Here is a 22,199-nt window from a genome sequence, read left to right on the forward strand (position 1 = left end):
CGCACTCGCTCCCTTACTCATCAGTTGACGTGGTGTCTCTTCCGGGCTCTTCCGAGGCCCGGCGCTCCGTTGCGATCAGCTCGTTGAGCCAGCGCACCTCGCGCTCGACCGACTCGAGCCCGTGACGTTGCAGCTCGAGCGTGTAGCTGTCGAGGCGTTCCCTGGTGCGCGCCAGCGCCGTGCGCACTGCGTCGAGCCGCTCCTCCAGCCGGCTGCGGCGGCCTTCGAGAATGCGCAGACGGACTTCGGCCTCGGTGTGCCGGAAAAAAGCGAAATGCACACCGAAACTCTCGTCCTCCCATGCGGAAGGACCTGCCTGGGTGAGCATGTCCTGAAGGCGTTCCTTGCCCTCGGCGGTCAGTTTGTAGACGATCTTCGACCGGCCGCCGACGATCGTGGCGGGAGCGGGCTGCTCCTCCGCGATGAGGCCCTGAGCCAGAAGTGATCGCAGACAGGGGTACAGCGACCCGTAGGAGAACGCACGGAACATCCCCAGCAGGGCGTTGAGCCGTTTGCGCAGCTCGTAGCCGTGTAGCGGCGTTTCGTGCAGCGACCCGAGCACGGCCAGTTCCAAGACTCTGCCCTGTCCGCTGGCCATGGGAACCGCCCCCCTCTCGTGTCGATGTATCGAGCCGATACATCTTGAGGATACGTCGTGGCGCTATATCGCCGCAATCTATGAATCAGCGGAGTCGTTGGGATGGACACGCAAAACGCCGTAGTCTGGCGCTCATGTGGTCACAGCGAAGGGTGGTGGATTACGGTCTCGCGAAGAGAGCGGCAGTCCGTTCCCTGCGTTCCGGGCGAGCTTCGCGCGGTGACGTCTGTGACGCACAGCCCTACCTCCTTCGCGCGGCACGCCACTTCGGCGAGCCGACCGAACGTCTCTGCCCGGTCTGCGAAAGGGAGAACGTCACCAATGTGACTTATGTCTACGGTGAGTGCCTCGGGCGCCATGCCGGCCAGGCAAAAGTCACATCAGAGCTCATCGCCATGGCTCATGATTACGATGAGTTCCGGGTGTACGTTGTCGAGGTCTGCCAAGGTTGTTCCTGGAACCACTTGACGGTTTCGTACGTACTCGGGAACGGACCGCCTGACCTCGTCGGCCAAGCGTGAAGACCGAGGGCGGCGAGGAGCCTCACGCCCTACCGCCGTTTCAGTTCCGACGACGTTGCGAGGACGTGTGAGTAACAGCATGAATGAGGGGACGGCACGCCAAGGAAGGCGCCGTCGCTCCAGCTCATCCCGTTCTGTGCCCCAAGGTTCCTCTCGCCAAACCGGCGGACCCGGCTGGGGCGAGGCGCCGGAGGCTCGACGTCCCGAGGCGGCGTACGAGCAGACCGGGGCCATGGCCGCACAGCCGTACGACGAGCCTCCCCGACGCGGCGACCCGGCGGGCGAGCGCGGCGACCAGCCGCCGCCGCGCTCCCGCTCGCGCGAGGAGTCGCGCACGCTCGGTAACCAGGAGACCATGGTCAGCGACGCGCCGCGGCGCCGCAGAAGGGGGCAGGGCGGCCCGCCCGAGCCCCCAGGACCGCCCGTCAAGAAGGGCGGCGGCGGCCGGGGCGGCTGGCGCAGGTTCGTGCCGAGCTGGAAGCTCGTCGTGGCCGGCGTCGTGGTGCTCGCGGCCGGCATGTTCGGCATGGTCATGGTGGCGTACGCCAACACGCCGGTGCCGACGACCGTGCAGGCCGAGGCGACCGCGCAGCAGAGCACCATCTACTACAACGACGGCAAGACCGAGATCGCCAGGCTGGGCATGCCGCGCGAGAGCGTCAAGATCAACGAGATGGCCGACAGCGTCAAGGACGCCGCGATCGCCATCGAGAACGACACGTTCTACGAGGACTCCGGCATCTCCTTCTCCGGCATGGCGCGTTCGCTGTACATGACCGTGACCGGGCAGCAGCTGCAGGGCGCCTCGACCATCACCCAGCAGATGGCCCGCGGTTACTACGACGGCCTCAGCCAGGAAGTGTCCATCGAACGAAAGATCAAGGAGATCTTCGTCGCGGTCAAGCTCGACGACCAGCTGACCAAGGACCAGATCCTGGAAAACTACCTCAACACCGTCAACTTCGGCCGTGCGTACGGCGTAGAGGCCGCGGCGCGGGCCTACTTCGGCAAGAAGATGACCGCCGCGAAGTTGTCCGCCGCGCAGGGCGCCTACCTCGCCGCGCGGATCCAGCAGCCGGCCTGGGAACCCGACTCCCCGGCGCTGAAATATCGCTTCAACGAGACCATCAAGAGGATGGCCGAGCTCTGGCCCGAGAAATACGGCCAGCTCCCGCAGACCGCGAAGTTCCCCAAGACGAGGAAGAGCACCAGCAGCAACTCCCTGGGCGGTGACAGGGGCTACATGGTGCGGCAGGTGCTGAACGAGCTGGAGGCGCGCGGCCTGACCCGCGACGAGGTCGAGAGCGGCGGCTACAAGATCACCTCGACCTTCGACAGGAAACTGATGAAGGCCGCCCGGCAGGCCATGAAGACCACGATGCAGGGCATGTCGAAGGAGTTCCACGGCGGCCTGGCGGCGGTCAACCCGAAGAACGGCCGCGTCATCGCCTTCTACGGCGGCGACAACTACGTCAACGACCCGTGGAACGAAGCCTTCGAGTCGAAGAAGCAGGCCGCGTCGGCGTTCAAGCCGTACGTGCTGGCTGCCTGGCTGCAGGCCGGCAAATCGCTCAGCAGCTACGTGCCGGGCAACGAGACCGTGCCGAAGGAGCTGCCGGGGCAGCAGAAGGGCGGCATCACCAACAGCCACAACGTCGGCAGGGCCGTCGACGTGGTCAAGGCGACCGCCCAGTCGGTCAACACCGCCTTCGTCTCCATGGCGTATGCGCTGCCCAACCAGCTCGACGACGTGAAGAACCTCGTCGTGGCGGCCGGGTTCAACGAGAAGGTTATGACAGCTGATATCGAGGAGCACCAGTACCAGTTCGCCATCGGCAGCGCCCCGGTGACGCCGGTCGAGCAGGCCGCCGGCTACTCCATCTTCGCCAACGGCGGGAAATACACCCGCTACCACGTCGTGCAGAAGGTCGAGCAGAACGGCCAGGTCGCCTACCCCGAGCAGCAGCTCACCAAGTCGGTCATCGACCCCGGAGTGGCCGCCGACTCCACCGTCGCCATGGCGGAGGTGCTGCGCAGCGGCACCGCGTCGGGCAAGGGCCTGGGCAACAGGCCGGCCGCCGGCAAGACCGGCACCAACAACGACGAGAACGGCGCCTGGTTCGTCGGCTACACGCCGCAGATCTCCACCGCCGTCGGGTTCTACCGCGAGGAGTGCAGGACGAAGAGCGGCAAGGTCGTCGCGCCGCTCCACTCCAACTGCCCCATCACGCCCAAGGGCAAGGCGAGCAAGAAGTACGACGTCAACAACCCGTACACCAGGCCGTACGAGGTGTCCCTGGGCTTCGAGGGCGCGGGTCCGCCCACGATCGCCTGGCAGCGGTTCATGCTGGCCGCGCACGAGGGCAAGCCGGTCGAGGAGTTCCCCGAGAAGGCCGAGATCGGCACGCCGGAGAACATCGTGCCGAGCCCGACGCCCACGCCGACGAAGACGCCGGACAACCCGTTCGACGACGGTGAGAACCCCTTCGACGACGAGACCGGCGACGATCCCGACTGCCTCATCGGCTGCGACGGCGACACCGGCGACGAGCCCACCATCGACGATCCGCCGCCGGCCGACGACGGGTTCCCCGAGATCGACGACCCGAACGTCGCGGGCGGCGACCACGGGCCCGACAGGAGAGCCGCGGGCCCGGGGCCGGTCAACGGCAGGCTCGAGGGTCAATGACGAGCACGGAGGTGCGCGTGCCGCTGGTGGCTCGCGCCATCCCGTACCTTCCCCTGGGGCTGTTCGCGGCCCTGGGGGCGTCTCTCGCGTACGTCGTCCGGTTGCCGTGCCGCACCGGCGGCTGGAACGACCAGATCTCGACGTACACCAACTTCTGCTACACCGACATCTACCCGCTCTACTTCGACAGGCAGCTGGCCACCCAGAACCCCTACTTCGCCGATGTGCCGTTCGACAAGCAGGTCGAATACCCGGTGGTGCTGGGTGAGGTCATGCAGGCGTTCAGCTGGATCGTCCGGTGGCTGGAGCCCGACCAGGTCGCGCAGGCGGTCAGGTTCTACGACCTGACGGTCATCCTGCTCGGCGTCTCCCTCGTGGCCGGCGTGCTGCTGATGGCCGCGGTGGCCGGGCCCACACGGCGGTGGGACCCGCTCTGGTACGCCGTCGCGCCGGCCGTGGTGCTGGCCGCGTACATCAACTGGGACCTCATCGCGGGCGCGTTGTCCATGGGCATGCTGCTGGCCTGGGCACGCAAGCGTCAGGTGCTGGCCGGGGTGCTGCTCGGGCTTGCGATCGCCACGAAGTTCTATCCGCTGATGTTCGTGGGCGCGTTGTTCCTGCTCACCTGGCGTACGGGGCGATGGCGGCCGTTCCTGGTCACCATGGGCTCGACCGCCGGCGCGTGGCTGGTGGTCAACCTGCCCTTCATGGTCCTCGCGTGGGACGGCTGGCGCCGGTTCTACGTCTTCTCCCAGGAACGCGGCGTCGACTGGGGCTCGCCGTGGTTGTTCTTCCAGAACAAGGGCTGGCCGGTCCTTGGCGAGGCCGACGTCAGCACGCTCGGCATGGCGTCGCTGGCCGTCCTGTGCCTCGGCATCGCCGTGCTCACGCTGGCCGCGCCGCGCCGGCCGAGGCTGGCGCAGATCTGCTTCCTGGCGCTGGCCGCGTTCATGATGACGAACAAGGTGTGGTCGCCGCAGTTCGTGCTCTGGCTGGTGCCGTTCGCCGTGCTGGCCAGGCCCAACTGGAAGCCGCTGGCGTTGTGGCAGCTCGCCGAGGTGTGGTACTTCGTCGCCATCTGGCTCTACCTGCTCGCGCAGCCGCCGCTCAGCAGGGACGACCTGGGCATCGGCGACGACACGTACTTCACCGCCGTCTGGGGGCGGATCATCACGATCGGCATCATGATGGCGTTCGTGGTGCGCGACATCCTGCGCCCCGACAAGGACGTGGTGCGGCAGGCCGGGCTCGACGACCAGGCGGGCGGCGTGTTCGCCGACGCGCGTGACCGCTTCACCCTGGCGTCCATCGCCCGATGATCACACGCTCGTCCGGCCGGGACGCGCTGCTGCTCTGGTGCGGCTCGCGGGCGGGGCTGCTGCTGGCGACCGTGCTCGGCGTGACACTGGGCGAATATCTGGACAAGTGGCGCAAGTGGGATGCCACGCTGTTCATCACGATCGCCCAGTACGGCTACGACGGCGAGCCGGGCAAGCCGGTGGACGAAGGGCTGCCCGCGTTCTTCCCCGGACTGCCCGCGGCGCTGCGCATGGTCTACCTGGTCGTACCCGACTGGGCGGCGGCCGGGCTGCTGGTCTCGCTGGCCGCCGGGGCGGTCGCCATGATGGCGCTGGCCCGGCTGACCGAGTTCGAGGGCGCCTCGGGCTGGATGGCGGTGCTGGCGCTGCTGCTCTTCCCGATGGCGGTGTTCCTGGCCGCGGGCTACAGCGAGTCGCTCTTCCTGGCCTTCGCCATCCCCGCGTGGCTGGCCGCCAGGCAGGGACGCTGGCCTGCGGCGGCGCTGCTGGCCGCGGGCGCCTCATGCGTGCGGATCACCGGGTTGTTCCTGGCGGTCGCCCTCATCGTGGAGTTCGTCACGAAGAAGGAGACGCCACGCCGGGCCGGGTGGCTGGTGGTGCCCTTCGTCCCGCTGGTGGCGTACTCGTCCTACCACTACAGCAGGACGGGTGACTGGCTGGCCTGGAAGCACGCGCAGGAGGCAGGGTGGGGGCGCGACTTCGTGTGGCCGTGGGAGGCCTGGCGGACGACCTGGCACTCCGCCATGGGCGCCGACGACTTCGCGGTGGCCTTCAGAATGGAGATCGTGGGGGCCGTGGTGGCGGTCGCGGCGCTGGTCTGGCTGCTCGTGCTGCGCCGGTGGAGCGAGCTGGTCTACACGGGGGCGCAGGCGGCGGCGCTGATGACGTCGGCGTACTATCTGTCGATCCCGCGCTCGCTGCTGCTGTGGTTTCCCGTGTGGGTGCTGGTCGCCAAGGTGATGACCAGGAAGGCGTGGGTGCTGGCCCTCTATGCCCTGATCTCGGGGCCGCTCATGCTGGTCAACGCCGCCCGGTTCCTCGATGGCGCGTGGGCGGGCTGATCTTTCTACCCCCTTTCCTTCCTCGGTAATCCAGGGAAGTTATCCACAGGCTGTGTGTTTTCCCTAGAGGTTCTTTCTCAGGAAGGCGATGTCGTCGGCCTGGCCCTCGGCCGGCGTCTCCACCACGACGGGCGCCGCGGCCGCCCGGCAAACCGCCAGGATCAGCTCGGGGTCGATCTTCCCCTTGCCCAGGTTGGCGTGGCGGTCGGCGCCGGAGTCGAAGGCGTCGCGGGAGTCGTTGCAGTGGACCAGGTCGATCCGGCCGGTGATGGCCTTGACCCGGTCGACCAGGTCGACCAGCTCTTCGCCGCCCGCGTGGGCGTGGCAGGTGTCGAGGCAGAAGCCCACGTCGAACCCGTCGAGCGCGTCCCACAGCCGGGCGATGCGCTCCAGCTTGCGCGCCATCGCGTTGCCGCCGCCCGCGGTGTTCTCGATCAGCACGGGGATGGGGCACTCCATGCGCTCGAACACCTTGCGCCAGTTGTCGAACCCGGCCTGGGGGTCGTCGTCCTTGCCGACGTGGCCGCCGTGCACGATCAGGCCCTTTGCGCCGATGCCCGCGGCCGCCGTGAGGTGCTGCTGCAGCAGCTTGCGGCTCGGTATCCTGATGCGGTTGTTGGTGGTGGCCACGTTGACGAGGTAGGGGGCGTGGATGTAGATGTCGACGCCCTCGACCGGTTTGGCGGGCAGCACGGGCTTCTTGTAGCCCTGGGGGTCGCCGAGGAAGAACTGCACCACCTCGGCCCCCACCTCCTCGGCGTGAGCGGCGGGGTCGTCCTGGTCGACGTGAGCTCCGATGCGCACCATGTCACCGAGCTTATCCGTTTGACCAGGGCGCGCCGGGGAAGTCGCCTGGCACCCCCGATCCGAGGAGAAACCATGAGCCGCTGGCGCTTACGAGCGCTGATCATCTTGATCTACGTGGTCATCGGCATCTACGTCGCATGGGTCTACGACTACATCACCCCAGGACTCCTCAAGGACCTCGCCGAGGCGCTGCTCTCCGTCTTCCTCTGGTTCCTGGTGTTGCTCGGGATAGACCTGAACATCAGCGGATAAGGCCGCATGAATGACGGCCCCGGCCAGGGACGCCGGGGCCGTTGCTCTGGCGAAGGGCTCACGGATAGGGAAGGAAGCCGCCGTGGGCGATGCCGAGCGCGGCGCCCACGAACGAACCCACGAGCCCGACGACGTTCAGCGCGCGCTGCGGCGTGGTCGCCGAGATGTACTGAGAGTAGAGACCGACGCCGAACCCCAGCGTGCCGAACCAGGACGCGATCATGTGCGCGGAGGCCCAGAACGTCGCCACGAACGCCACCACGCCGCAGACCAGTGTGACGACGGCCAGCGTGTTCTCCAGCGGGTGCGAACGTCCGTCGCTGTTGAGCGTGATACGGAACCGCTCCTGTTCGGAGGGCTGAAGCACATGTGGCACAACCACCACCCCCTCGGTTTCCTAAAGGCTTTCCCACCTTGTCGAGGCTGGTAACCTTGGGCACGCTGCGTTGTGATGGTTGACCCATCACCCCCGGGCGCCGAAAGGGGCGCCAGGGCTCAGACGTCAGCGTCCTCCTGTCACGGCAGAGTGTCGTGACCGCAAGAGTCCAGAGGAGGTTGGAGTCCCGCATGCGTCGTTACGAAGTAATGGTCATTCTGGACCCTTCGCTCGATGAGCGCACCGTCGCGCCGTCCCTCGACCAGTTCCTCACCGTGGTCCGCAACGACGGCGGCACCGTGGAGAAGGTCGACGTCTGGGGCCGTCGCCGTCTCGCCTACGACATCGACAAGAAGTCCGAAGGCATCTACGCCGTCATCGACCTGTCCGCGGAGCCCGCGACGGTCAAGGAGCTCGACCGGCAGATGAACCTCAACGAGGGCATCCTCCGCACCAAGGTCCTGCGTCCCGACGTGCACTGAGCAAGCTCGTGCCCGGCATTCTGTCGGGCCGGGACCGTAGTCTGAGCCGAAACCCAAGCGAAGGCGTGCAGGAAGGCGAGCGCTAGCCATGGCAGCAGGCGACACCGTAATCACCCTTGTCGGCAACCTTGTCGACGACCCGGAGCTGCGCTTCACCCCGACGGGGCAAGCGGTGGCTCGATTCCGCATCGCATCCACTCCGCGGTTCATGGATCGCCAGACCAACGAGTGGAAAGACGGCGAGAGCCTCTTCCTGACCTGCAACGTGTGGCGGCAGGCGGCGGAGAACGCCGCCGAGAGCCTCCAGCGCGGCATGCGGGTCATCGTGCAGGGGCGGCTCAAGCAGCGGTCCTACGAGACCAAGGAAGGCGAGAAGCGCACGGTCTACGAGGTCGAGGTCGACGAGGTCGGCCCGTCTCTGCGCAACGCCACCGCCAAGGTCAACCGCACCTCCCGCCAGGGTGGTGGCGGCGGCGGCTTCGGCGGCCCGGCCGACGACCCGTGGGCCTCCGCGACGCCCGCCCCGCCCCAGGGCGGCGGCGGCGGTGGCGGCTTCGGCGGCGGAGGCGGCCAGCAGGGCGGCGGTGGCGGCTTCGGCGGCGGCGGCAACGACTTCAGCGACGAACCGCCTTTCTAACACCCAAGATCCGCGCAAGCGGATGACTGTCCATTCCCGCCCTGGTGCGGGGCTCTGAGAGGAGCACCACGATGGCCAAGCCGGCACTGCGCAAGCCCAAGAAGAAGGTTTGCCTGTTCTGCCATGACAAGATCTCCTACGTCGACTACAAGGACACGGCGCTGCTGCGGAAGTTCATCTCCGACCGCGGCAAGATCCGTGCCCGCCGGGTGACGGGCAACTGCACCCAGCACCAGCGCGACGTGGCGACCGCGATCAAGAACGCCCGTGAGGTGGCCCTGCTGCCTTACACGAGCACGGCGCGCTAAGGAGGCATGTCGACATGAAGCTCATCCTCACCAACGAGGTCTCCGGCCTCGGCACCCCTGGCGACGTCGTCGAGGTGAAGGACGGCTACGGCCGTAACTACCTCATCCCGCGCGGCTACGCCATGCGCTGGACGCGCGGCGCCGAGAAGCAGATCGAGACCATCAGGAAGGCCCGCGACGCTCGCGAGATCCGCGACCTCGGCACCGCCAAGGAGGTCGCCGGCCAGCTCGGCGCCCTGCGCGTGCGCCTGGCCACCCGCGCCGGCGAGTCCGGCCGACTGTTCGGCTCGATCACGACGGGCGACATCGCCGAGGCCGTCAAGGCCGCCGGCGGCCCGATCGTCGACCGCCGCCGCATCGAGATCGTCAACGCGATCAAGAGCGTCGGCTCGCACAAGGTCACCGTCAAGCTGCACCCCGAGGTGTCCGCCTCGATCGACGTCGAGGTCGTCGCAGGCTGACCTGCTCGAAGGCCCCCGCTCCGTGCGGGGGCCTTCTTTTTTGCGGCGAGCCCGGCCATACGAGGTCTTGTCTCCATCCGTTACGCCCGCCACCCGCCGTGCGGAGTGCTGCCTTCTTCTGTTACGCGCTGCCGTTTCTGTTACGCGCTGCCGTGGTTCGCCACCCGCCGCACTTCGGCTGAGGACCTTCCAGGAAACGGCCTCTGACCCATCACCGGCTGAGCGCCGTGACGCGAGCCCACGCTGCCCGGTGGCCGTGGCGAAAGGGGCACCCGTGAACGATATTACCTATTAGGGCAGCGTAGAATGCCGTCGTTCTTTCGCACGTCCCCCTGGAGGCTCGGCCATGGCCCGTCCCTTGATGCTGCTCGCGTTCGCGGTGGCGGTCGTTGGTTGCGCACCCGTCGACGACACGGCCACCACGGCCGCCCCGACCGGGTCCACCGCGTGTGCCAAGGAGCAACTCCAGCTCGTCACCCCCGGCAAGCTGACCGTCGGCACCGACAAGCCGGCCTACGAGCCGTGGTTCAAGGACGACGACCCGAACAACGGGCAGGGTTTCGAGAGCGCGGTGGCGTTCGCCGTGGCGGGTGAGCTCGGCTTCGACCGCACCGAAGTGCAGTGGAGCACGGTCAAGTTCGACTCGGCCTACGCTCCGGGGAAGAAGCAGTTCGACTTCGACATCAACCAGGTCTCGATCACGCCTGACCGGGCCAAGGCGGTCGACTTCAGCAACGGCTACTACACGGTCAAGCAGGCCGTCGTGGCGGTCGACGGGGGCAAGGTGGCCGGGGCGAAGAGCCTGGCCGAGCTGAAGGACGCGAAGATCGGCGTGCAGGTGGGGACGACCTCGCTCGAGGCGGTCAAGAGCGTCATCCAGCCCGGCAAGGACCCCAACGTCTACAACGAGCAGGTCGATGCCGTGAACGCGCTGAAGAACAAGCAGGTCGACGCGATCGTCGTCGACCTGCCGACGGCGTTCTACGTGACGGCCGCGCAGGTGGACAACTCGAAGATCGTGGGCCAGTTCAGCTCGACGGGCGGCACGCCGGAGGAGTTCGGGCTGGTCATGGAGAAGGGCAGCGCGCTCAAGTCCTGCGTCGACAAGGCGGTGGACGCGCTGAAGTCGAAGGGTGAGCTGGCCAAGATCGAGCAGCAGTGGCTCGGCTCGGCGGCGGGCGCGCCCGAGCTGAAGTGATCTCTCGGTGAGCGAGTGGGTCAAGTCGGAGCGGCAGGCCGAGCGCGAGCGGTTCCGCAGGTCGCGGGGCCGTCGCACGGCCTCCATCGCGACGGCTTCGACGGTCGTCTTCGTCGTCCTGGTGGCGTGGATCGTCACCAGCTCGCCGGGCTGGCCGCGGGTGGAGGAGACGTTCTTCGACTTCGGCCAGTTCCGCGAGGCGCTGCCCGACGTGCTGAGCGGGTTCCTGCTCAACATCAAGATCTTTCTGATCGCCGAGCCGCTGATCCTGATCGTGGGGCTGCTGGTGGCGCTGGCCAGGGGCATCAGGACGCCCGCGTTCTTCCCGATCCGGGCGCTGGCCACGCTGTACACCGACATCTTCCGCGGCGTGCCGACGATTTTGGTGATTTACCTGGTGGGGTTCGGGCTGCCCGCCCTTAACCTGCAGGGCATTCCCACCGACCTGGCCACGCTGGGCATCATCGCGCTGACCCTCTCCTACGGCGCGTACGTGGCCGAGGTGTTCCGCTCCGGCATCGAGTCGATCCATCCCAGCCAGGTGGCCGCGGCCCGCTCGCTCGGGCTGAGCCACGGCAGGACCATGCGTTTCGTGGTGCTGCCGCAGGCCACCCGCAGGGTGGTGCCGCCGCTGCTGAACGACTTCGTCTCGCTGCAGAAGGACACGGCGCTGGTGGCCACCATCGGACCGCTGGAGGCCCTGCGGCAGGCGCAGATCCACGCGGCCAGCACGTTCAACTACACGCCCTATCTCGCCGCCGCGCTGCTGTTCATCCTGCTCACCATCCCCATGGCCAGGTTCACCGACCATCTGGCCGCCCGTACGCGCAGGAGGCGTGGCGCATGAGCGTCCTTTCGATCGACGGGGTGTGGAAGTTCTTCGGCGGGCACGGCGTGCTGCGCGGCATCGACCTGGACGTGCAGCCGCACGAGGTGGTGAGCCTGATCGGCGCGTCGGGCTCGGGCAAGTCCACGTTGCTGCGCTGCGTCAACCTGCTGGAGACCGTGGACGACGGCACGATCCACCTCGACGGAGAGGAGATCACCGATCCCCGCGCGAACGTCGACGACGTGCGCAAGCGGCTGGGCATCGTGTTCCAGGCGTTCAACCTGTTCCCGCACATGACCGTGCTGGACAACGTCACGCTGGCGCCCCGGCAGGTGCACCGGGTGGCGAAGGGGCAGGCGGAGGGGCAGGCGCACGACCTGCTGGCCAGGTTCGGGCTGGCGGACAAGGCGCGCGCCTACCCCGACCAGCTCTCCGGCGGCCAGCAGCAGCGGGTGGCCATCATCAGGGCGCTGGCCACCCAGCCGCGACTGATGTTGCTCGACGAGGTCACCTCGGCGCTCGACCCCGAGCTGGTGGTCGAGGTGCTGGGGATCATCAGGGAGCTCAAGGAGTCGGGCATGACGATGGTCCTCACCACCCACGAGATGGGCTTCTGCCGCGACATCTCGGACACGGTGTGCTTCCTCGACGGGGGTGTGCTGCTGGAGAAGGGGCCGCCCGAGAAGATCTTCACCGAACCGGAGAACGCGCGCACCAGGGAGTTCCTGCGCAGCGTGCTCGAATCGGGACGGTTCTAGCGCCGGTGCCGCCCGCGGGGCGGTTCGACCGGGTCGCGGGGCCGGGCCAGCAGGCTGTGGCGGCGGCCGTACACGAGGTAGACCAGCAGGCCGAAGGCCATCCACAGGACGAACCACGCCCAGGTCAGCAAACGCAGGTTGACCATGAGCCAGAGGGTGGCCACCACGGAGAGCGCGGGCAGCAGCGGCGAGAGCGGCACCTGGAATCCGCGCTCCAGGCCGGGCATGCGCCGTCGCATCACGATCGCCCCCGCCGAGACGAACAGGAACGCGAACAGCGCGCCGATCACCACGAGCTCCTGCATCGTGAGCACCGGTACGAACTCGGCCAGCATGATCGCCACGAAGCCGATCAGCAACGTCACCCTGGTGGGCGTGTGGTAGCGGCGGCTGACGGACGCCAGGCTCCGGGGGATCAGCCCGTCGCGGGCCATCGAGAACAGCACCCGGGTCTGCCCCACGATCAGCACCAGGATCACGGTCGTCAGGCCCAGCACCGCGCCCACGTCGATGACGTGCACCATCCAGTCGACGCCCGCCGCACGGAACGCGCTGGACAGCGGCGCCTCCACCGAGATCCGCGTGTACGAGACCATGCCCACCATGACCAGGGCGACCGCGAGGTAGATCACCGTGGTGAGCACCAGGCTGCGGATCATGCCTTTGGGCACGGCCCTGGAGGCGTTCACGGTCTCCTCGGCCGCGGTGGCGAGCACGTCGAACCCGATGTACGCGAACGCGATGGCCGAGGCCGCCGCGAAGATGCCGAACCAGCCGAACGCCTGGCTCTGCCCGACCATGATCTCCAGCACGGTGGCGGGCGGGGTCGGCAGCGTCCTGGGCGGTACGTGGAACTCGCCGATGTTCGCCACGTCGACCTGGGTCAGGCCGACGACGATGACCGCCCCGACGGCCAGCAGCTTGGCCGACACCATGATCCACAGTGCCCGCAGCCCCACCCGCGCGCCGAGCGCGACGATGCCGGTGAGCACGAGCAGGATCACGAGCACCAGCACGTCGCCCACGAGCTCCGCGTCCGGCACGCGCACGCCGAAGGCGGCGATGGCCCCGACCGTTATCGAGGCCCACGCCCTGGCCACCACGGCCGCGGCGAACTGCAGTTCCAGGATCAGCGCCCAGCCGATGATCCACGCCCAGACCTCGCCGAAGATGACGTACGTGAAGGTGTAGGCGCTGCCGGAGGCCGGCATCGTGGAGGCCAGCTCGGCGTAGCACAGGCAGGCGAGCAGGCACGCGATGCCCGCGATCATGAACGAGAGGATCACGCCAGGACCCGCCGTGGTGGCGGCCTGCCGACCGGCGATGCTGAAGATGCCCGCGCCGATCATCACCCCGAAACCGAGCACCACGAGGTCGGCCGGGCGGTAGACCTCGGCCAGGCTGTGCCGGGCGCCTGTGCGCAGCCCGGTCGCCTCAGAAGGCGGCAGTCGTCGCAGAATCGTGGACACGGAACACCCCTCAGGGAGCCCACCATGTCTCACCCTGTGGACGACGGCAAGCACGAGCAGATCACGCCCCGGTCACCAGCCAGGCGGTGCCGGCGGCCCGGCGTACCAGGGTGATCAGACGCGCGAACATCCACACACCGAGCGCGCCCCAGAGAGCGACCACGCCGAAACCGGCGGCGAGGAGGGCGGCAGGCAGGTAGGCCAGCGTCGTCCACACCCCCGCCCACGCGAGGTAACGCTGGTCGCCCGCGCCGATCAGCACGCCGTCCAGCACGAACACCACCCCGCACACCGGCTGGAACAACGCCACCGGCCACAAGACGGACAGCAGCAGCGCGGTGACCGCGGGGTCGGCGTCGAACAGCCCGGGCAGCAGCGGCCGCGCCGCGATGACGAGAACGCCGAGCACGATGCCCGACCAGGTGCCCCACTGGACCATGCGCCTGGTCGCGGCCCTGGTCGCGGCGACGTCGCCCGCGCCGAGCGAGCGCCCCGTGATGGCCTGCCCGGCGATGGCGATGGCGTCGAGGGCGAAGGCGAGCAGCGTCCACACCTGGGTGGCGATGGCGAACGCGGCCAACTCGGCCTGGCCCATCCTGGTGGCGACCATGGTGGCCACGAGCAGCACGACTCGCAGGCACGCCGTACGGATGAGCAGCGCGAACCCGGCCGTGCCCGCCTGCCTGAGCCCTTCGAGCCGGGGCGTCAGCGCCGTCCCGAGCCGCAGCGCGCCCCTGACCACCACCACGAGATAGACGGCCGCGCCGAGCGTCTGCGCGAGCACGGTGCCCCAGGCCGACCCGGCGATGCCCCACCCCAGCCCCAGCACGAACCACGCGTTGAGCGCCGCGTTCAGCGCGAACGAGCCCACGGCCACCACCAGCGGCGTGACCGTGTCCTGCAGGCCGCGCAGCACGCCCGTGCCCGCCAGCACGACCAGCATTCCGGGCGCGCCGAGCAGGCTGATCCGCAGGTACGTCACCGCCTGCGCGCTCTGCCCAGGAGCCGCCCCGAACACCTCCACGATGGCCGGCGCGAGCGGCCAGCACACGGCGATCAGCGCGACGCCGATGCCCAGCGCCAGCCAGATCCCGTCCACGCCGTTGCGCATCGCCCGGTCGTGGTTGCCGGCGCCGGTCTGCCGGGCCACGGAGGCCGTGGTGCCGTAGGCGAGGAAGACGCACAGGTTGACCAGCGTGGTGAGGACCGCGCCCGCCACGCCCAGCGCGCCGACCGCCGTGGTGCCCAGGCCGTGTCCCACGATGGCGTAGTCGGCCAGGAGGAACAGCGGCTCGGCGACCAGCGCGCCGAACGCGGGCACGGCCAGCCGCAGAATCTCCCGGTCTCTGGAGGTAATGGGCATTAGTCCATTATGAGCCTTACACGGCATGTCGGGGAAACTTTCTTCCCTCCACAGCCGGTGGACGGTCTTTTCCCAGCTCAGGATGCCCTCTGCGGAAACCCGAAACAGTTATCCCCAGCCCCGTCCACAGGCCTTTCACAGGCTGGGGGCGATAGTGCACAGCTTGACCACAAGGTTGTCCACAGGCCACGTTGCCGACTGACCGTGACTCCGCGAAACTGTCAGACCGGTCGACTACAAGTGGGGGTGGTGCGACCGCCTGCGAGGTTCGAGGGGGCGCGGTGAGCATTGACGAAGAGACCGGTGGCGCAGGTCCAGGCTTCGAGCGCACCCCGCCGCACAACATCGACGCGGAGCAGTCGGTGCTCGGCGGCATGCTCCTGTCGAAAGACGCCATCGCCGACGTCGTCGAGATCCTGCGTTCCGACGACTTCTACCGCCCCGCGCACCAGATGGTCTACGACGTCATCACCGACCTCTACGGCCGGGGCGAGCCCGCCGACGCGGTCACCGTCTTCGACGAGCTGCAAAAACGCGGCGAGATGGCCAGGGTCGGCGGCGCCGCCTACCTCCACACCCTCACGGCCGTCGTCCCCACCGCCGCCAACGCCGGCTACTACGCCAAGATCGTCCGGGAGCAGGCCATCCTGCGCCGCCTCATCGAGGCCGGCACCCGCATCGTCTCCTACGGCTACGGCGGCCAGAACGAAGAGGTCGACGACCTCGTCGACCGCGCCCAGGCCGAGATCTACAAGGTCACCGAGCGCCGCACGTCCGAGGACTACGCACCACTGGCCGACATCATGCCCGGCGCCCTCGACGAGCTGGAGGCCATCGGCAGCCGCGGTGGCCAGATGGTCGGCGTGCCCACCGGCTTCCAGGACCTCGACCAGCTCACCAACGGCCTCCACCCCGGCCAGATGATCGTCGTGGCCGCCCGCCCGGCCATCGGAAAGGCGCTCGCGCTCGACACCCCGCTGCCCACGCCTACGGGCTGGACGACGATGGGTGAGGTCAAGGTCGGCGATCAGCTGATCGGAGCCGACGGACGCCCGACGCGGGTGGTCGCCGCAACGGACATCATCTACGGCCGGCCGTGCTATGAGGTGGAGTTCGGCGACGGCACCGTGATCGTCGCGGACGCTCAGCATCAGTGGCGCACCACCACCCGCGCGTCCAGGCGCGCCGCGCACGCCGGCCGGGCTCTCTACTGGTCCGACGTAGCGGTACGGCGGGTGGAAGAAGCCCGCCAGTCGGCTTGTACCGAGCCTGACAAGCCGGTCACTCACCGCGAAGCGCTTGCGCTCGTGGGGGAGGAATTCCGCCACGTCCTGCACACGGTGCAGAAGGAGATCCGGTCCGTCGGCAAGATTCCTGCCCGCGTGGGCGGGCCGATCCGCACCGACTACGTACGACACCTCCCGGCCTATCCGGCGGCGGAGCTTTTCGGAGCCCTGTACGCACGCGTCACGACGCCGAAGAACGCAGCCCTGACGGCAGAGCACAAGAGCGTGGTCACCACTGAGGAGATCGCGGCTTCGTTGCGCTGTGCGTCTGACAACCGGCCCAACCACGCGGTGGCGGTCGCGGCGCCCTTCGACCTCGCGCCACAGGAGGTGCCGCTGCCGCCGTACGCGCTCGGGGTCTGGCTCGGTGACGGCGAGAGCGCGGCGGCACGCTTCACCACGACCGACCCGGAGATCATCGCTAATCTGAGGGCCGAAGGGCTGCGCATCACACGAGCGGGCTCCACCATCACCTATCGCATGAGTCTTCCCGAGCCGGAGCCCGCCGGCGTCCGTGCCTGCGTGGTGTGCGGTTCCACGTTCGTCCCGCGGACTGCCGAGGTGCGCACGTGCGGCCGCACCTGTGGAGGCGAGGCGCGATTCGTCGCGGCGTCCGTGGCGGCACCGACGTGTCCTGATTGTGGTAGGCCTACGAGCGGCCTGCGACGTTGTCAGGAGTGCCACAGGAGTCATGGCACCGTTCAGGGCATTCTGCGTACGCTCGGAGTCCTCCGTGACAAGCACATCCCGCAGGTCTACCTGCGTGGGTCGGAGCAGCAGAGGCGTGAACTGCTGGCCGGCCTGCTCGACACTGACGGTTATGTCAGCGCAGCCGGGCAGATCCAGCTCGCGCTGACGAACCGAAAGCTCGCCCATGACGCCCTCGAGCTCATTCTGAGCCTCGGCTATAAGGCCACCATGCGGACGAAGCCGGTCAAGGGCAGGACCGAGGACTCCTCCACCTGCTACATGATCAACTTCACCACTCCTGACAAGGTCTTCCGGCTGTCCCGCAAGGCGTCCAGGCAGGTCGGCGCCGCACACCCGACCACGCTGGTCCGCTACATCGTCGACGTCCGCCCTGTCCCATCGCGCCCCGTCCGATGCGTTGAAGTGGACAACGCCGACCACATGTACCTTGTGAGCAGATCATGTATACCGACGCACAACAGCACGCTCGGTCTGGATTTCGCCCGGTCTGCGGCTATTAAGCATGGGATGGCCACGGTCATCTTCTCGCTGGAGATGTCCCGTAACGAGATCACCATGCGCCTGCTGTCCGCCGAGGCCCGCGTGGCACTGCACGCCATGCGCTCCGGCATGATGGGCGACGACGACTGGACCCGCCTGGCCCGCCGGATGAGCGAGGTGGCGGAGGCGCCGCTGTTCATCGACGACTCGCCCAACATGTCGATGATGGAGATCCGGGCCAAGTGCCGGCGGCTCAAGCAGCGTAACGACCTGAGGTTCGTGGTCATCGACTACCTCCAGCTGATGAGCTCGCCGAAGAGGGTCGAGAGCCGCCAGAACGAAGTCTCCGAGATCTCCCGTGCCATCAAGCTGCTTGCCAAGGAGCTCGAGGTCCCCGTCATCGCGATCTCCCAGCTCAACCGAGGCCCCGAACAACGCACCGACAAACGCCCTCAAGTGAGCGATCTGCGCGAAAGTGGTTCTATCGAGCAGGATGCCGACATGGTGATCCTTTTGCATCGGGAGGACGCTTACGAGCGTGAGTCGCCCAGGGCGGGCGAGGCCGACCTGATCGTGGCCAAGCACCGTAACGGCCCCACCGCCACCGTGACGGTGGCGTTCCAGGGCCACTACAGCCGGTTCGTCGACATGGCCCAGCACTAGCGGTTCGCTGTAGGTTCTCATCGATCTTGGCCAAGTCTCAGTGGCCAAGGCCACCGTCTGGCGTTAGCGTCCACGGGAGTGGTGTACGGGTTTGAACCTGTACGTCACCTTGATGCCCGTGAGGGAAGATCGATGTGACATGAGGGCGGCCACTCCGCGATCCTTCACAGCTGTCGAATGCAAAGCGTGCCGATGTGCGCCGAACGGTTACCTCGGCGCCTTCGGGCCCGTCATTACCATGACGGAGTTCGCGCAAGGAAGGTAACAACATGGCCGGATCAGGTCCGCACGAAGCACTGGCGGGAGCCTTCGAACAGCAGCGCGAGCGCCTGGTGGCGGTCGCCTACCGGATGCTCGGGTCGCGGGTGGACGCCGAGGACGCGGTGCAGGAGGCGTGGATCCGGCTGGCGCGGCAGGACGCGGCCGCGATCGACAACCTGGCCGGCTGGCTGACCACGGTGGTCGGCCGGGTCTGCATCGACGTGTTGCGCTCGCGTAAGAACCGGGCCGAGCTGTCGTACGAAGACCGGCTGCCCGAGCTGGTGGTGGCCGTGGACGGCGGGGCGGCGCCCGAGGACGACGTGATGCTCGCCGAGTCGGTCGGGCTGGCACTGCTGGTGGTGCTCGACACCCTCACGCCCACCGAACGGCTGGTGTTCGTCCTGCATGACATGTTCGCGGTGCCCTTCGCTGAGATCGGCGAGATCATCGGCCGGTCCGCCGACGCGACCAAGATGCTCGCCAGCCGGGCCCGCCGGAAGGTGCAGGGCACGTCGCGGCCGGAGGAGGAGCCGCGGCGGCAGCGCGCCGTGGTCGACGCTTTTCTTGCCGCGGCGCGGAACGGGGACTTCGAAGGGCTCGTACGGCTGCTCGATCCGCAGGTGACCTGGCGCACGTACCACCCGCAGGGCGTGCTGACCACGGTCGGGGCGGCCGAGGTGGCCGGTCCGGTCCTGCGCGGCATGCGGTCGATGACCTCGGTGTTGGCGGTTCTGGTCAACGGCGAGCCTGGGTTCGTGGTCTGGGGTGCGAAAGGCAAGGTGCTCGGCGTGGGGGGGTGCACCGTGGTCGACGGCCGGATCGTCGAGCTCCTGACCGTGAGCGACCGCAAGCTCCTCGACGCCATGAATCTGCCCGCGCGACCCGAGTAGCGCACGTCTGTCGCATGGGGTTGTTACGTCTTGGCGGGGCGCTTCGTCGTAGGGGTGTAAGCATCCGAAGACGAAGGAGATCGAGATGGAAACCCGGATCAACCCCATGGTCAACGAGGTCGGGTCGAAGTGGGCCAAGTACATCATCTCGTCGAACAAGGTCATCACCGACTCGGCACTGCCGAAGGCGGTGCAGGAGCTGGTGAAGATCCGCGCCAGCCAGATCAACGGCTGCGGCGGCTGCCTCGACATGCACACCAAGGACGCCGCGGCCGCCGGCGAGAGCATGGTGCGGATCAACTTGGTCGGGGCATGGCGGGAGACGACCGTCTATACCGAGGCGGAGCGGGCGGCGCTGGAACTCACCGAGCAGGGCACCCGCCTCGCCGACTCCAGCGGCGTCTCCGATGAGGCGTGGGCGAACGCGGCGAAGCACTTCGACGAGGATCAGCTGATGGCCCTGGTGGCCCTGATCTGCACGATCAACGCCTTCAACCGGCTGAACGTGATCACGCGGACGCCCGGCGGCGAGTACCAGCCCGGTCAGTTCGGCTGACGCGGACATTCCCCCTCAGGGTCGCGGGCGGACCCGGGACGACCCCGGGTCCGTTCGTCACCCCCCGACATTGGGCCAAGGACAAACTCATGAACATCGCACTATGGATCGTCGCCGGATTACTGGCCGCCGCCTTGCTGGTCAGCAGCGCCAAGCTGTTCGTGCCCAAGGAGAAGATGGCCAGCTTCGGCGCCGCAACCCGATGGGTCGAAGACTTCAGCCCCGGTGCTCTCAAGATCATCGGGGGCCTGGAGTTCCTGGCCGCGGTGGGACTGATCCTGCCCGCCGTACTCGGCATCGCGCCGGTTCTCGTTCCGATGGCCGCTACAGGTGCGGTGCTGCTGTTTGTTGGCGCGATCATCACGCGCCTCCGTCGTGGCGAGAGAGCAACGGTCGTGGGCGACGTGGTCTATCTCGCCTTGGCCGCTTTCGTGGCGTGGGGCCGCTTCTTCGGCCCCGAGTCCTTCATCGGCTGATGCCCTCGCGTGCGGGGTCGGGGCGGCAGTCCCCGACCCCGCAGGCCGTCCCTGGGTGTGAGGTTCGTCGTCGGTGACGTGGGTTGGTGCACACAAAAAACGAAACTAAAGGAGATCTCCACCGTGATCCTGGTAACCGGTGCCAGCGGAAACGTCGGTTCCAACGTCGTCCGCCAACTCCTGGAGGAGGGTGAGAAGGTCCGCGTCATCACCCGCAACCCCAGCGGCGGGGCGTTCCCCGACCAGGTCGAAGTCGCGACCGGCAACCTGACCCAGCCGGAGACCCTGACGGAGGCCCTGTCCGGCATCGAGCGGGCCTTCCTGTTCCCCGTTCTCCAGGGGGTCAACGGATTCCTCGACGCGGCGAAGCACGCCGGCCTGCGGCATCTCGTGATGCTGTCCTCGATATCCGTCACGTGGTCTGTGCCCGGCTGGGTCGGTGAGGCGCACCTGCGGCTCGAACGATCCGTCCAAGCGTCCGGGTTGCCGTGGACCTTCGTGCGGCCTGACGGGTTCACGACCAACGATCTGGTCTGGGCATCCCAGATCATCGACGGCGGTGTCGTGCGCGGGCGGTACGGCGACGCCGCGACGGCCCCGGTCGACCCGCGCGATATCGCCGCGGTCGCCGTCCGCAGCCTCCTCGATGGGCGTGCCGGCGAGGGGTACTCGGTGACCGGACCGCAGTCGCTGACCCAGATCGATCGGCTGCGCATCATCGCGGAGACCATCGGGCGGCCGTTGCGGTGGCAGGAGCAATCCGAGGACTGGTTGCGGGACGAGATGGCCCGCCTCGGCATGCCCGCCCCGGGGATCGACGATTACGTCGACGCGCTCACCGCAAGGGTCGGCAAGACCGCGGAGGTCCTGCCGACGGTCGAACAAGTGACCGGCCGACCGCCCTTCACCTACGCGCAGTGGGTCGCCGACCACGCCGCCGCCTTCGGAACGGCGTCGGCCTGACGGACAGGCGGCACCTGCCGGCCGCCGGGCACGTCCCGAGGGACGTGCCCGGCGGCGGTGTCCACGGTCACTCAAGCCGGTTGATGTAGGTGACATGCTCGATGTGCGTCTCGACCCTTTCAGCCAACTGGGACCCGGCGGCGTCCAAGGATCGGCCAGGACCGACATGTCCAGGGTGTCGGCGCGTCCATGTTGCGCAGGTAGAGGAACTTGTCGATGACGGTCTGACCGAGGTCGCGCTGGCGTCCGTGGCCGCCTTGGTCAGCCAGGCCAGCCGGGTCATCTTCAGTCCGGCGTCGTACATCAGCAGCCGGTCCAGATCCGCGCGTAACTGATCGGTCAGCAGATGCGCGACCTTCTCCCAGGTCAGCGCGGTGGCGCCGGTTCGGGCGGTGGCCACCATCTTGGCCAGCGTCGTCACGCCCGGCCGGATCGTCTTGGCCGCCATCAGGTACTCGGTGGCCAGGTTGAACAGCAGTGTCGGCGAGTCGTGCTCCATGGCCCGGTCCATGAAGGAGCTGCTCCAGCTCCTTCATCGCGGTGCTTCCAGTCGGGGCGCTCTTCCAGCCCAGATAGCCGGCCACCAACCGAAGATGATCGCTGCGTGTCTGCTCCCGCTACCGTACTCGGCCAGAACGTCCGGATCGATCCCGAGCCGCTCGGCCAGCCGGGCCACCGCCACCGGCGGCGCCGCGCTCACCTCATCCGGCACGAACCCTAACCAGGGCAACGTGGCGAGATTATCTGGGTCCGTCTGAACCGGCAGGGTCGGGTAGCCGGGGCGC

At 68.0% G+C, this 22,199-nt stretch carries 23 protein-coding genes; 17 read left to right on the forward strand and 6 right to left on the reverse strand.

Annotated features, from left to right (window positions below; translation table 11 throughout):
* Positions 1 to 13: 13 nt before the first annotated feature.
* A complete protein-coding gene (locus ABGB01_RS34345; protein ID WP_132512827.1) occupies positions 14 to 598 on the reverse strand; it encodes a PadR family transcriptional regulator in 585 nt (194 codons plus the stop codon).
* Between the two features lie 134 nt (positions 599 to 732).
* Here ABGB01_RS34345 and ABGB01_RS34350 point away from each other — a divergent pair, with 134 nt between their 5' ends.
* From ABGB01_RS34350 to ABGB01_RS34365, 4 genes are all read left to right on the forward strand, one after another.
* Positions 733 to 1,119 (forward strand): DUF5318 family protein, encoded by a 387-nt coding sequence (locus tag ABGB01_RS34350; RefSeq protein ID WP_132597080.1) that lies wholly within the window; start codon positions 733 to 735, stop codon positions 1,117 to 1,119.
* 232 nt (positions 1,120 to 1,351) lie between these two features.
* A complete protein-coding gene (locus tag ABGB01_RS34355; RefSeq protein WP_347777746.1) occupies positions 1,352 to 3,808 on the forward strand; it encodes a transglycosylase domain-containing protein in 2,457 nt (818 codons plus the stop codon).
* Positions 3,805 to 5,127, forward strand: coding sequence for a glycosyltransferase 87 family protein (locus tag ABGB01_RS34360; RefSeq protein ID WP_347777747.1), 1,323 nt, complete (start codon positions 3,805 to 3,807; stop codon positions 5,125 to 5,127). Before ABGB01_RS34355 ends, ABGB01_RS34360 begins: the two co-directional genes overlap by 4 nt.
* Complete coding sequence (locus tag ABGB01_RS34365) at positions 5,124 to 6,188, forward strand: mannosyltransferase family protein (RefSeq protein ID WP_347777748.1); 1,065 nt, start codon at positions 5,124 to 5,126, stop codon at positions 6,186 to 6,188. The genes ABGB01_RS34360 and ABGB01_RS34365 overlap by 4 nt, the downstream gene beginning before the upstream one ends.
* 63 nt (positions 6,189 to 6,251) lie before the next feature.
* Here the strand turns inward: ABGB01_RS34365 and ABGB01_RS34370 are convergent, their stop codons facing one another.
* A complete protein-coding gene (locus ABGB01_RS34370; RefSeq protein WP_347777749.1) occupies positions 6,252 to 6,995 on the reverse strand; it encodes a deoxyribonuclease IV in 744 nt (247 codons plus the stop codon).
* A 72-nt stretch (positions 6,996 to 7,067) separates the two neighbouring features.
* Between ABGB01_RS34370 and ABGB01_RS34375 the strand changes: the two genes are divergently transcribed.
* Complete coding sequence (locus ABGB01_RS34375; protein ID WP_347777750.1) at positions 7,068 to 7,247, forward strand: hypothetical protein; 180 nt, start codon at positions 7,068 to 7,070, stop codon at positions 7,245 to 7,247.
* A gap of 58 nt (positions 7,248 to 7,305) precedes the next feature.
* Here the strand turns inward: ABGB01_RS34375 and ABGB01_RS34380 are convergent, their stop codons facing one another.
* On the reverse strand, positions 7,306 to 7,623 hold the full coding sequence (locus ABGB01_RS34380) for a hypothetical protein (protein ID WP_347777751.1): 318 nt from the start codon (positions 7,621 to 7,623) through the stop codon (positions 7,306 to 7,308).
* A gap of 191 nt (positions 7,624 to 7,814) precedes the next feature.
* On the opposite strand from ABGB01_RS34380, the gene rpsF reads away from it, so the two are divergent.
* The 7 genes from rpsF to ABGB01_RS34415 all read left to right on the forward strand — a co-directional run bounded on the left by rpsF (position 7,815) and on the right by ABGB01_RS34415 (position 12,296).
* On the forward strand, positions 7,815 to 8,105 hold the full coding sequence (gene rpsF, locus ABGB01_RS34385) for a 30S ribosomal protein S6 (protein ID WP_026214314.1): 291 nt from the start codon (positions 7,815 to 7,817) through the stop codon (positions 8,103 to 8,105).
* Positions 8,106 to 8,193: 88 nt separating this feature from the next.
* Positions 8,194 to 8,742 carry a single-stranded DNA-binding protein gene (locus tag ABGB01_RS34390; RefSeq protein ID WP_347777752.1) on the forward strand — a complete coding sequence of 183 codons (549 nt, stop codon included), beginning with the start codon at positions 8,194 to 8,196 and terminating at the stop codon, positions 8,740 to 8,742.
* A 71-nt stretch (positions 8,743 to 8,813) separates the two neighbouring features.
* On the forward strand, positions 8,814 to 9,050 hold the full coding sequence (rpsR, locus tag ABGB01_RS34395) for a 30S ribosomal protein S18 (protein WP_020543048.1): 237 nt from the start codon (positions 8,814 to 8,816) through the stop codon (positions 9,048 to 9,050).
* A gap of 14 nt (positions 9,051 to 9,064) precedes the next feature.
* Entirely contained in the window at positions 9,065 to 9,511 is a 447-nt protein-coding gene (rplI, locus tag ABGB01_RS34400; protein ID WP_347622957.1) for a 50S ribosomal protein L9, read from the forward strand.
* 346 nt (positions 9,512 to 9,857) lie between these two features.
* On the forward strand, positions 9,858 to 10,709 hold the full coding sequence (locus tag ABGB01_RS34405; protein ID WP_347777753.1) for an ABC transporter substrate-binding protein: 852 nt from the start codon (positions 9,858 to 9,860) through the stop codon (positions 10,707 to 10,709).
* 7 nt (positions 10,710 to 10,716) lie between these two features.
* Entirely contained in the window at positions 10,717 to 11,556 is an 840-nt protein-coding gene (locus tag ABGB01_RS34410; protein ID WP_347777754.1) for an amino acid ABC transporter permease, read from the forward strand.
* A complete protein-coding gene (locus ABGB01_RS34415) occupies positions 11,553 to 12,296 on the forward strand; it encodes an amino acid ABC transporter ATP-binding protein (RefSeq protein ID WP_347777755.1) in 744 nt (247 codons plus the stop codon). The genes ABGB01_RS34410 and ABGB01_RS34415 overlap by 4 nt, the downstream gene beginning before the upstream one ends.
* On the opposite strand, the gene ABGB01_RS34420 is transcribed toward ABGB01_RS34415, so the two are convergent.
* Positions 12,293 to 13,765 carry an amino acid permease gene (locus tag ABGB01_RS34420; RefSeq protein ID WP_347777756.1) on the reverse strand — a complete coding sequence of 491 codons (1,473 nt, stop codon included), beginning with the start codon at positions 13,763 to 13,765 and terminating at the stop codon, positions 12,293 to 12,295. The genes ABGB01_RS34415 and ABGB01_RS34420 overlap by 4 nt on opposite strands.
* Positions 13,766 to 13,826: 61 nt before the next feature.
* On the reverse strand, positions 13,827 to 15,128 hold the full coding sequence (locus ABGB01_RS34425) for an MATE family efflux transporter (RefSeq protein ID WP_347777757.1): 1,302 nt from the start codon (positions 15,126 to 15,128) through the stop codon (positions 13,827 to 13,829).
* Between the two features lie 281 nt (positions 15,129 to 15,409).
* Between ABGB01_RS34425 and dnaB the strand changes: the two genes are divergently transcribed.
* The 5 genes from dnaB (at position 15,410) to ABGB01_RS34450 (ending at position 21,414) form a co-directional block, all read left to right on the forward strand.
* The gene (gene dnaB / locus ABGB01_RS34430; RefSeq protein ID WP_347777758.1) at positions 15,410 to 18,268 is read left to right on the forward strand and encodes a replicative DNA helicase; all 2,859 of its coding nucleotides are present in this window, start codon (positions 15,410 to 15,412) and stop codon (positions 18,266 to 18,268) included.
* A gap of 269 nt (positions 18,269 to 18,537) precedes the next feature.
* Positions 18,538 to 19,419 (forward strand): sigma-70 family RNA polymerase sigma factor, encoded by an 882-nt coding sequence (locus tag ABGB01_RS34435; protein WP_347777759.1) that lies wholly within the window; start codon positions 18,538 to 18,540, stop codon positions 19,417 to 19,419.
* An 85-nt stretch (positions 19,420 to 19,504) separates the two neighbouring features.
* Positions 19,505 to 19,975 (forward strand): carboxymuconolactone decarboxylase family protein, encoded by a 471-nt coding sequence (locus ABGB01_RS34440; protein ID WP_347777760.1) that lies wholly within the window; start codon positions 19,505 to 19,507, stop codon positions 19,973 to 19,975.
* An 89-nt stretch (positions 19,976 to 20,064) separates the two neighbouring features.
* Positions 20,065 to 20,451 (forward strand): DoxX family protein, encoded by a 387-nt coding sequence (locus ABGB01_RS34445; RefSeq protein WP_347777761.1) that lies wholly within the window; start codon positions 20,065 to 20,067, stop codon positions 20,449 to 20,451.
* Positions 20,452 to 20,574: 123 nt separating this feature from the next.
* On the forward strand, positions 20,575 to 21,414 hold the full coding sequence (locus ABGB01_RS34450) for an NAD(P)H-binding protein (RefSeq protein WP_347777762.1): 840 nt from the start codon (positions 20,575 to 20,577) through the stop codon (positions 21,412 to 21,414).
* Between the two features lie 67 nt (positions 21,415 to 21,481).
* Here the strand turns inward: ABGB01_RS34450 and ABGB01_RS34455 are convergent, their stop codons facing one another.
* The gene (locus ABGB01_RS34455; RefSeq protein WP_347777763.1) at positions 21,482 to 21,913 is read right to left on the reverse strand and encodes a DUF4158 domain-containing protein; all 432 of its coding nucleotides are present in this window, start codon (positions 21,911 to 21,913) and stop codon (positions 21,482 to 21,484) included.
* Positions 21,914 to 22,199 lie beyond the last annotated feature (286 nt).

This window comes from Nonomuraea sp. B5E05 (genome assembly GCF_039880665.1).
Classification (GTDB): Bacteria; Actinomycetota; Actinomycetes; order Streptosporangiales; family Streptosporangiaceae; genus Nonomuraea.

What these genes read in the sequence shown, in the direction of transcription:
- ABGB01_RS34345 (WP_132512827.1), bottom strand. Translation starts at nt 598, where the DNA reads ATGGCCAGCGGACAGGGCAGAGTCTTGGAACTGGCCGTGCTCGGGTCG.
- ABGB01_RS34350 (WP_132597080.1), top strand. Translation starts at nt 733, where the DNA reads ATGTGGTCACAGCGAAGGGTGGTGGATTACGGTCTCGCGAAGAGAGCG.
- ABGB01_RS34355 (WP_347777746.1), top strand. Translation starts at nt 1,352, where the DNA reads ATGGCCGCACAGCCGTACGACGAGCCTCCCCGACGCGGCGACCCGGCG.
- ABGB01_RS34360 (WP_347777747.1), top strand. Translation starts at nt 3,805, where the DNA reads ATGACGAGCACGGAGGTGCGCGTGCCGCTGGTGGCTCGCGCCATCCCG.
- ABGB01_RS34365 (WP_347777748.1), top strand. Translation starts at nt 5,124, where the DNA reads ATGATCACACGCTCGTCCGGCCGGGACGCGCTGCTGCTCTGGTGCGGC.
- ABGB01_RS34370 (WP_347777749.1), bottom strand. Translation starts at nt 6,995, where the DNA reads ATGGTGCGCATCGGAGCTCACGTCGACCAGGACGACCCCGCCGCTCAC.
- ABGB01_RS34375 (WP_347777750.1), top strand. Translation starts at nt 7,068, where the DNA reads ATGAGCCGCTGGCGCTTACGAGCGCTGATCATCTTGATCTACGTGGTC.
- rpsF (WP_026214314.1), top strand. Translation starts at nt 7,815, where the DNA reads ATGCGTCGTTACGAAGTAATGGTCATTCTGGACCCTTCGCTCGATGAG.
- ABGB01_RS34390 (WP_347777752.1), top strand. Translation starts at nt 8,194, where the DNA reads ATGGCAGCAGGCGACACCGTAATCACCCTTGTCGGCAACCTTGTCGAC.
- rpsR (WP_020543048.1), top strand. Translation starts at nt 8,814, where the DNA reads ATGGCCAAGCCGGCACTGCGCAAGCCCAAGAAGAAGGTTTGCCTGTTC.
- rplI (WP_347622957.1), top strand. Translation starts at nt 9,065, where the DNA reads ATGAAGCTCATCCTCACCAACGAGGTCTCCGGCCTCGGCACCCCTGGC.
- ABGB01_RS34405 (WP_347777753.1), top strand. Translation starts at nt 9,858, where the DNA reads ATGGCCCGTCCCTTGATGCTGCTCGCGTTCGCGGTGGCGGTCGTTGGT.
- ABGB01_RS34415 (WP_347777755.1), top strand. Translation starts at nt 11,553, where the DNA reads ATGAGCGTCCTTTCGATCGACGGGGTGTGGAAGTTCTTCGGCGGGCAC.
- ABGB01_RS34425 (WP_347777757.1), bottom strand. Translation starts at nt 15,128, where the DNA reads ATGCCCATTACCTCCAGAGACCGGGAGATTCTGCGGCTGGCCGTGCCC.
- ABGB01_RS34435 (WP_347777759.1), top strand. Translation starts at nt 18,538, where the DNA reads ATGGCCGGATCAGGTCCGCACGAAGCACTGGCGGGAGCCTTCGAACAG.
- ABGB01_RS34440 (WP_347777760.1), top strand. Translation starts at nt 19,505, where the DNA reads ATGGAAACCCGGATCAACCCCATGGTCAACGAGGTCGGGTCGAAGTGG.
- ABGB01_RS34445 (WP_347777761.1), top strand. Translation starts at nt 20,065, where the DNA reads ATGAACATCGCACTATGGATCGTCGCCGGATTACTGGCCGCCGCCTTG.
- ABGB01_RS34455 (WP_347777763.1), bottom strand. Translation starts at nt 21,913, where the DNA reads ATGGAGCACGACTCGCCGACACTGCTGTTCAACCTGGCCACCGAGTAC.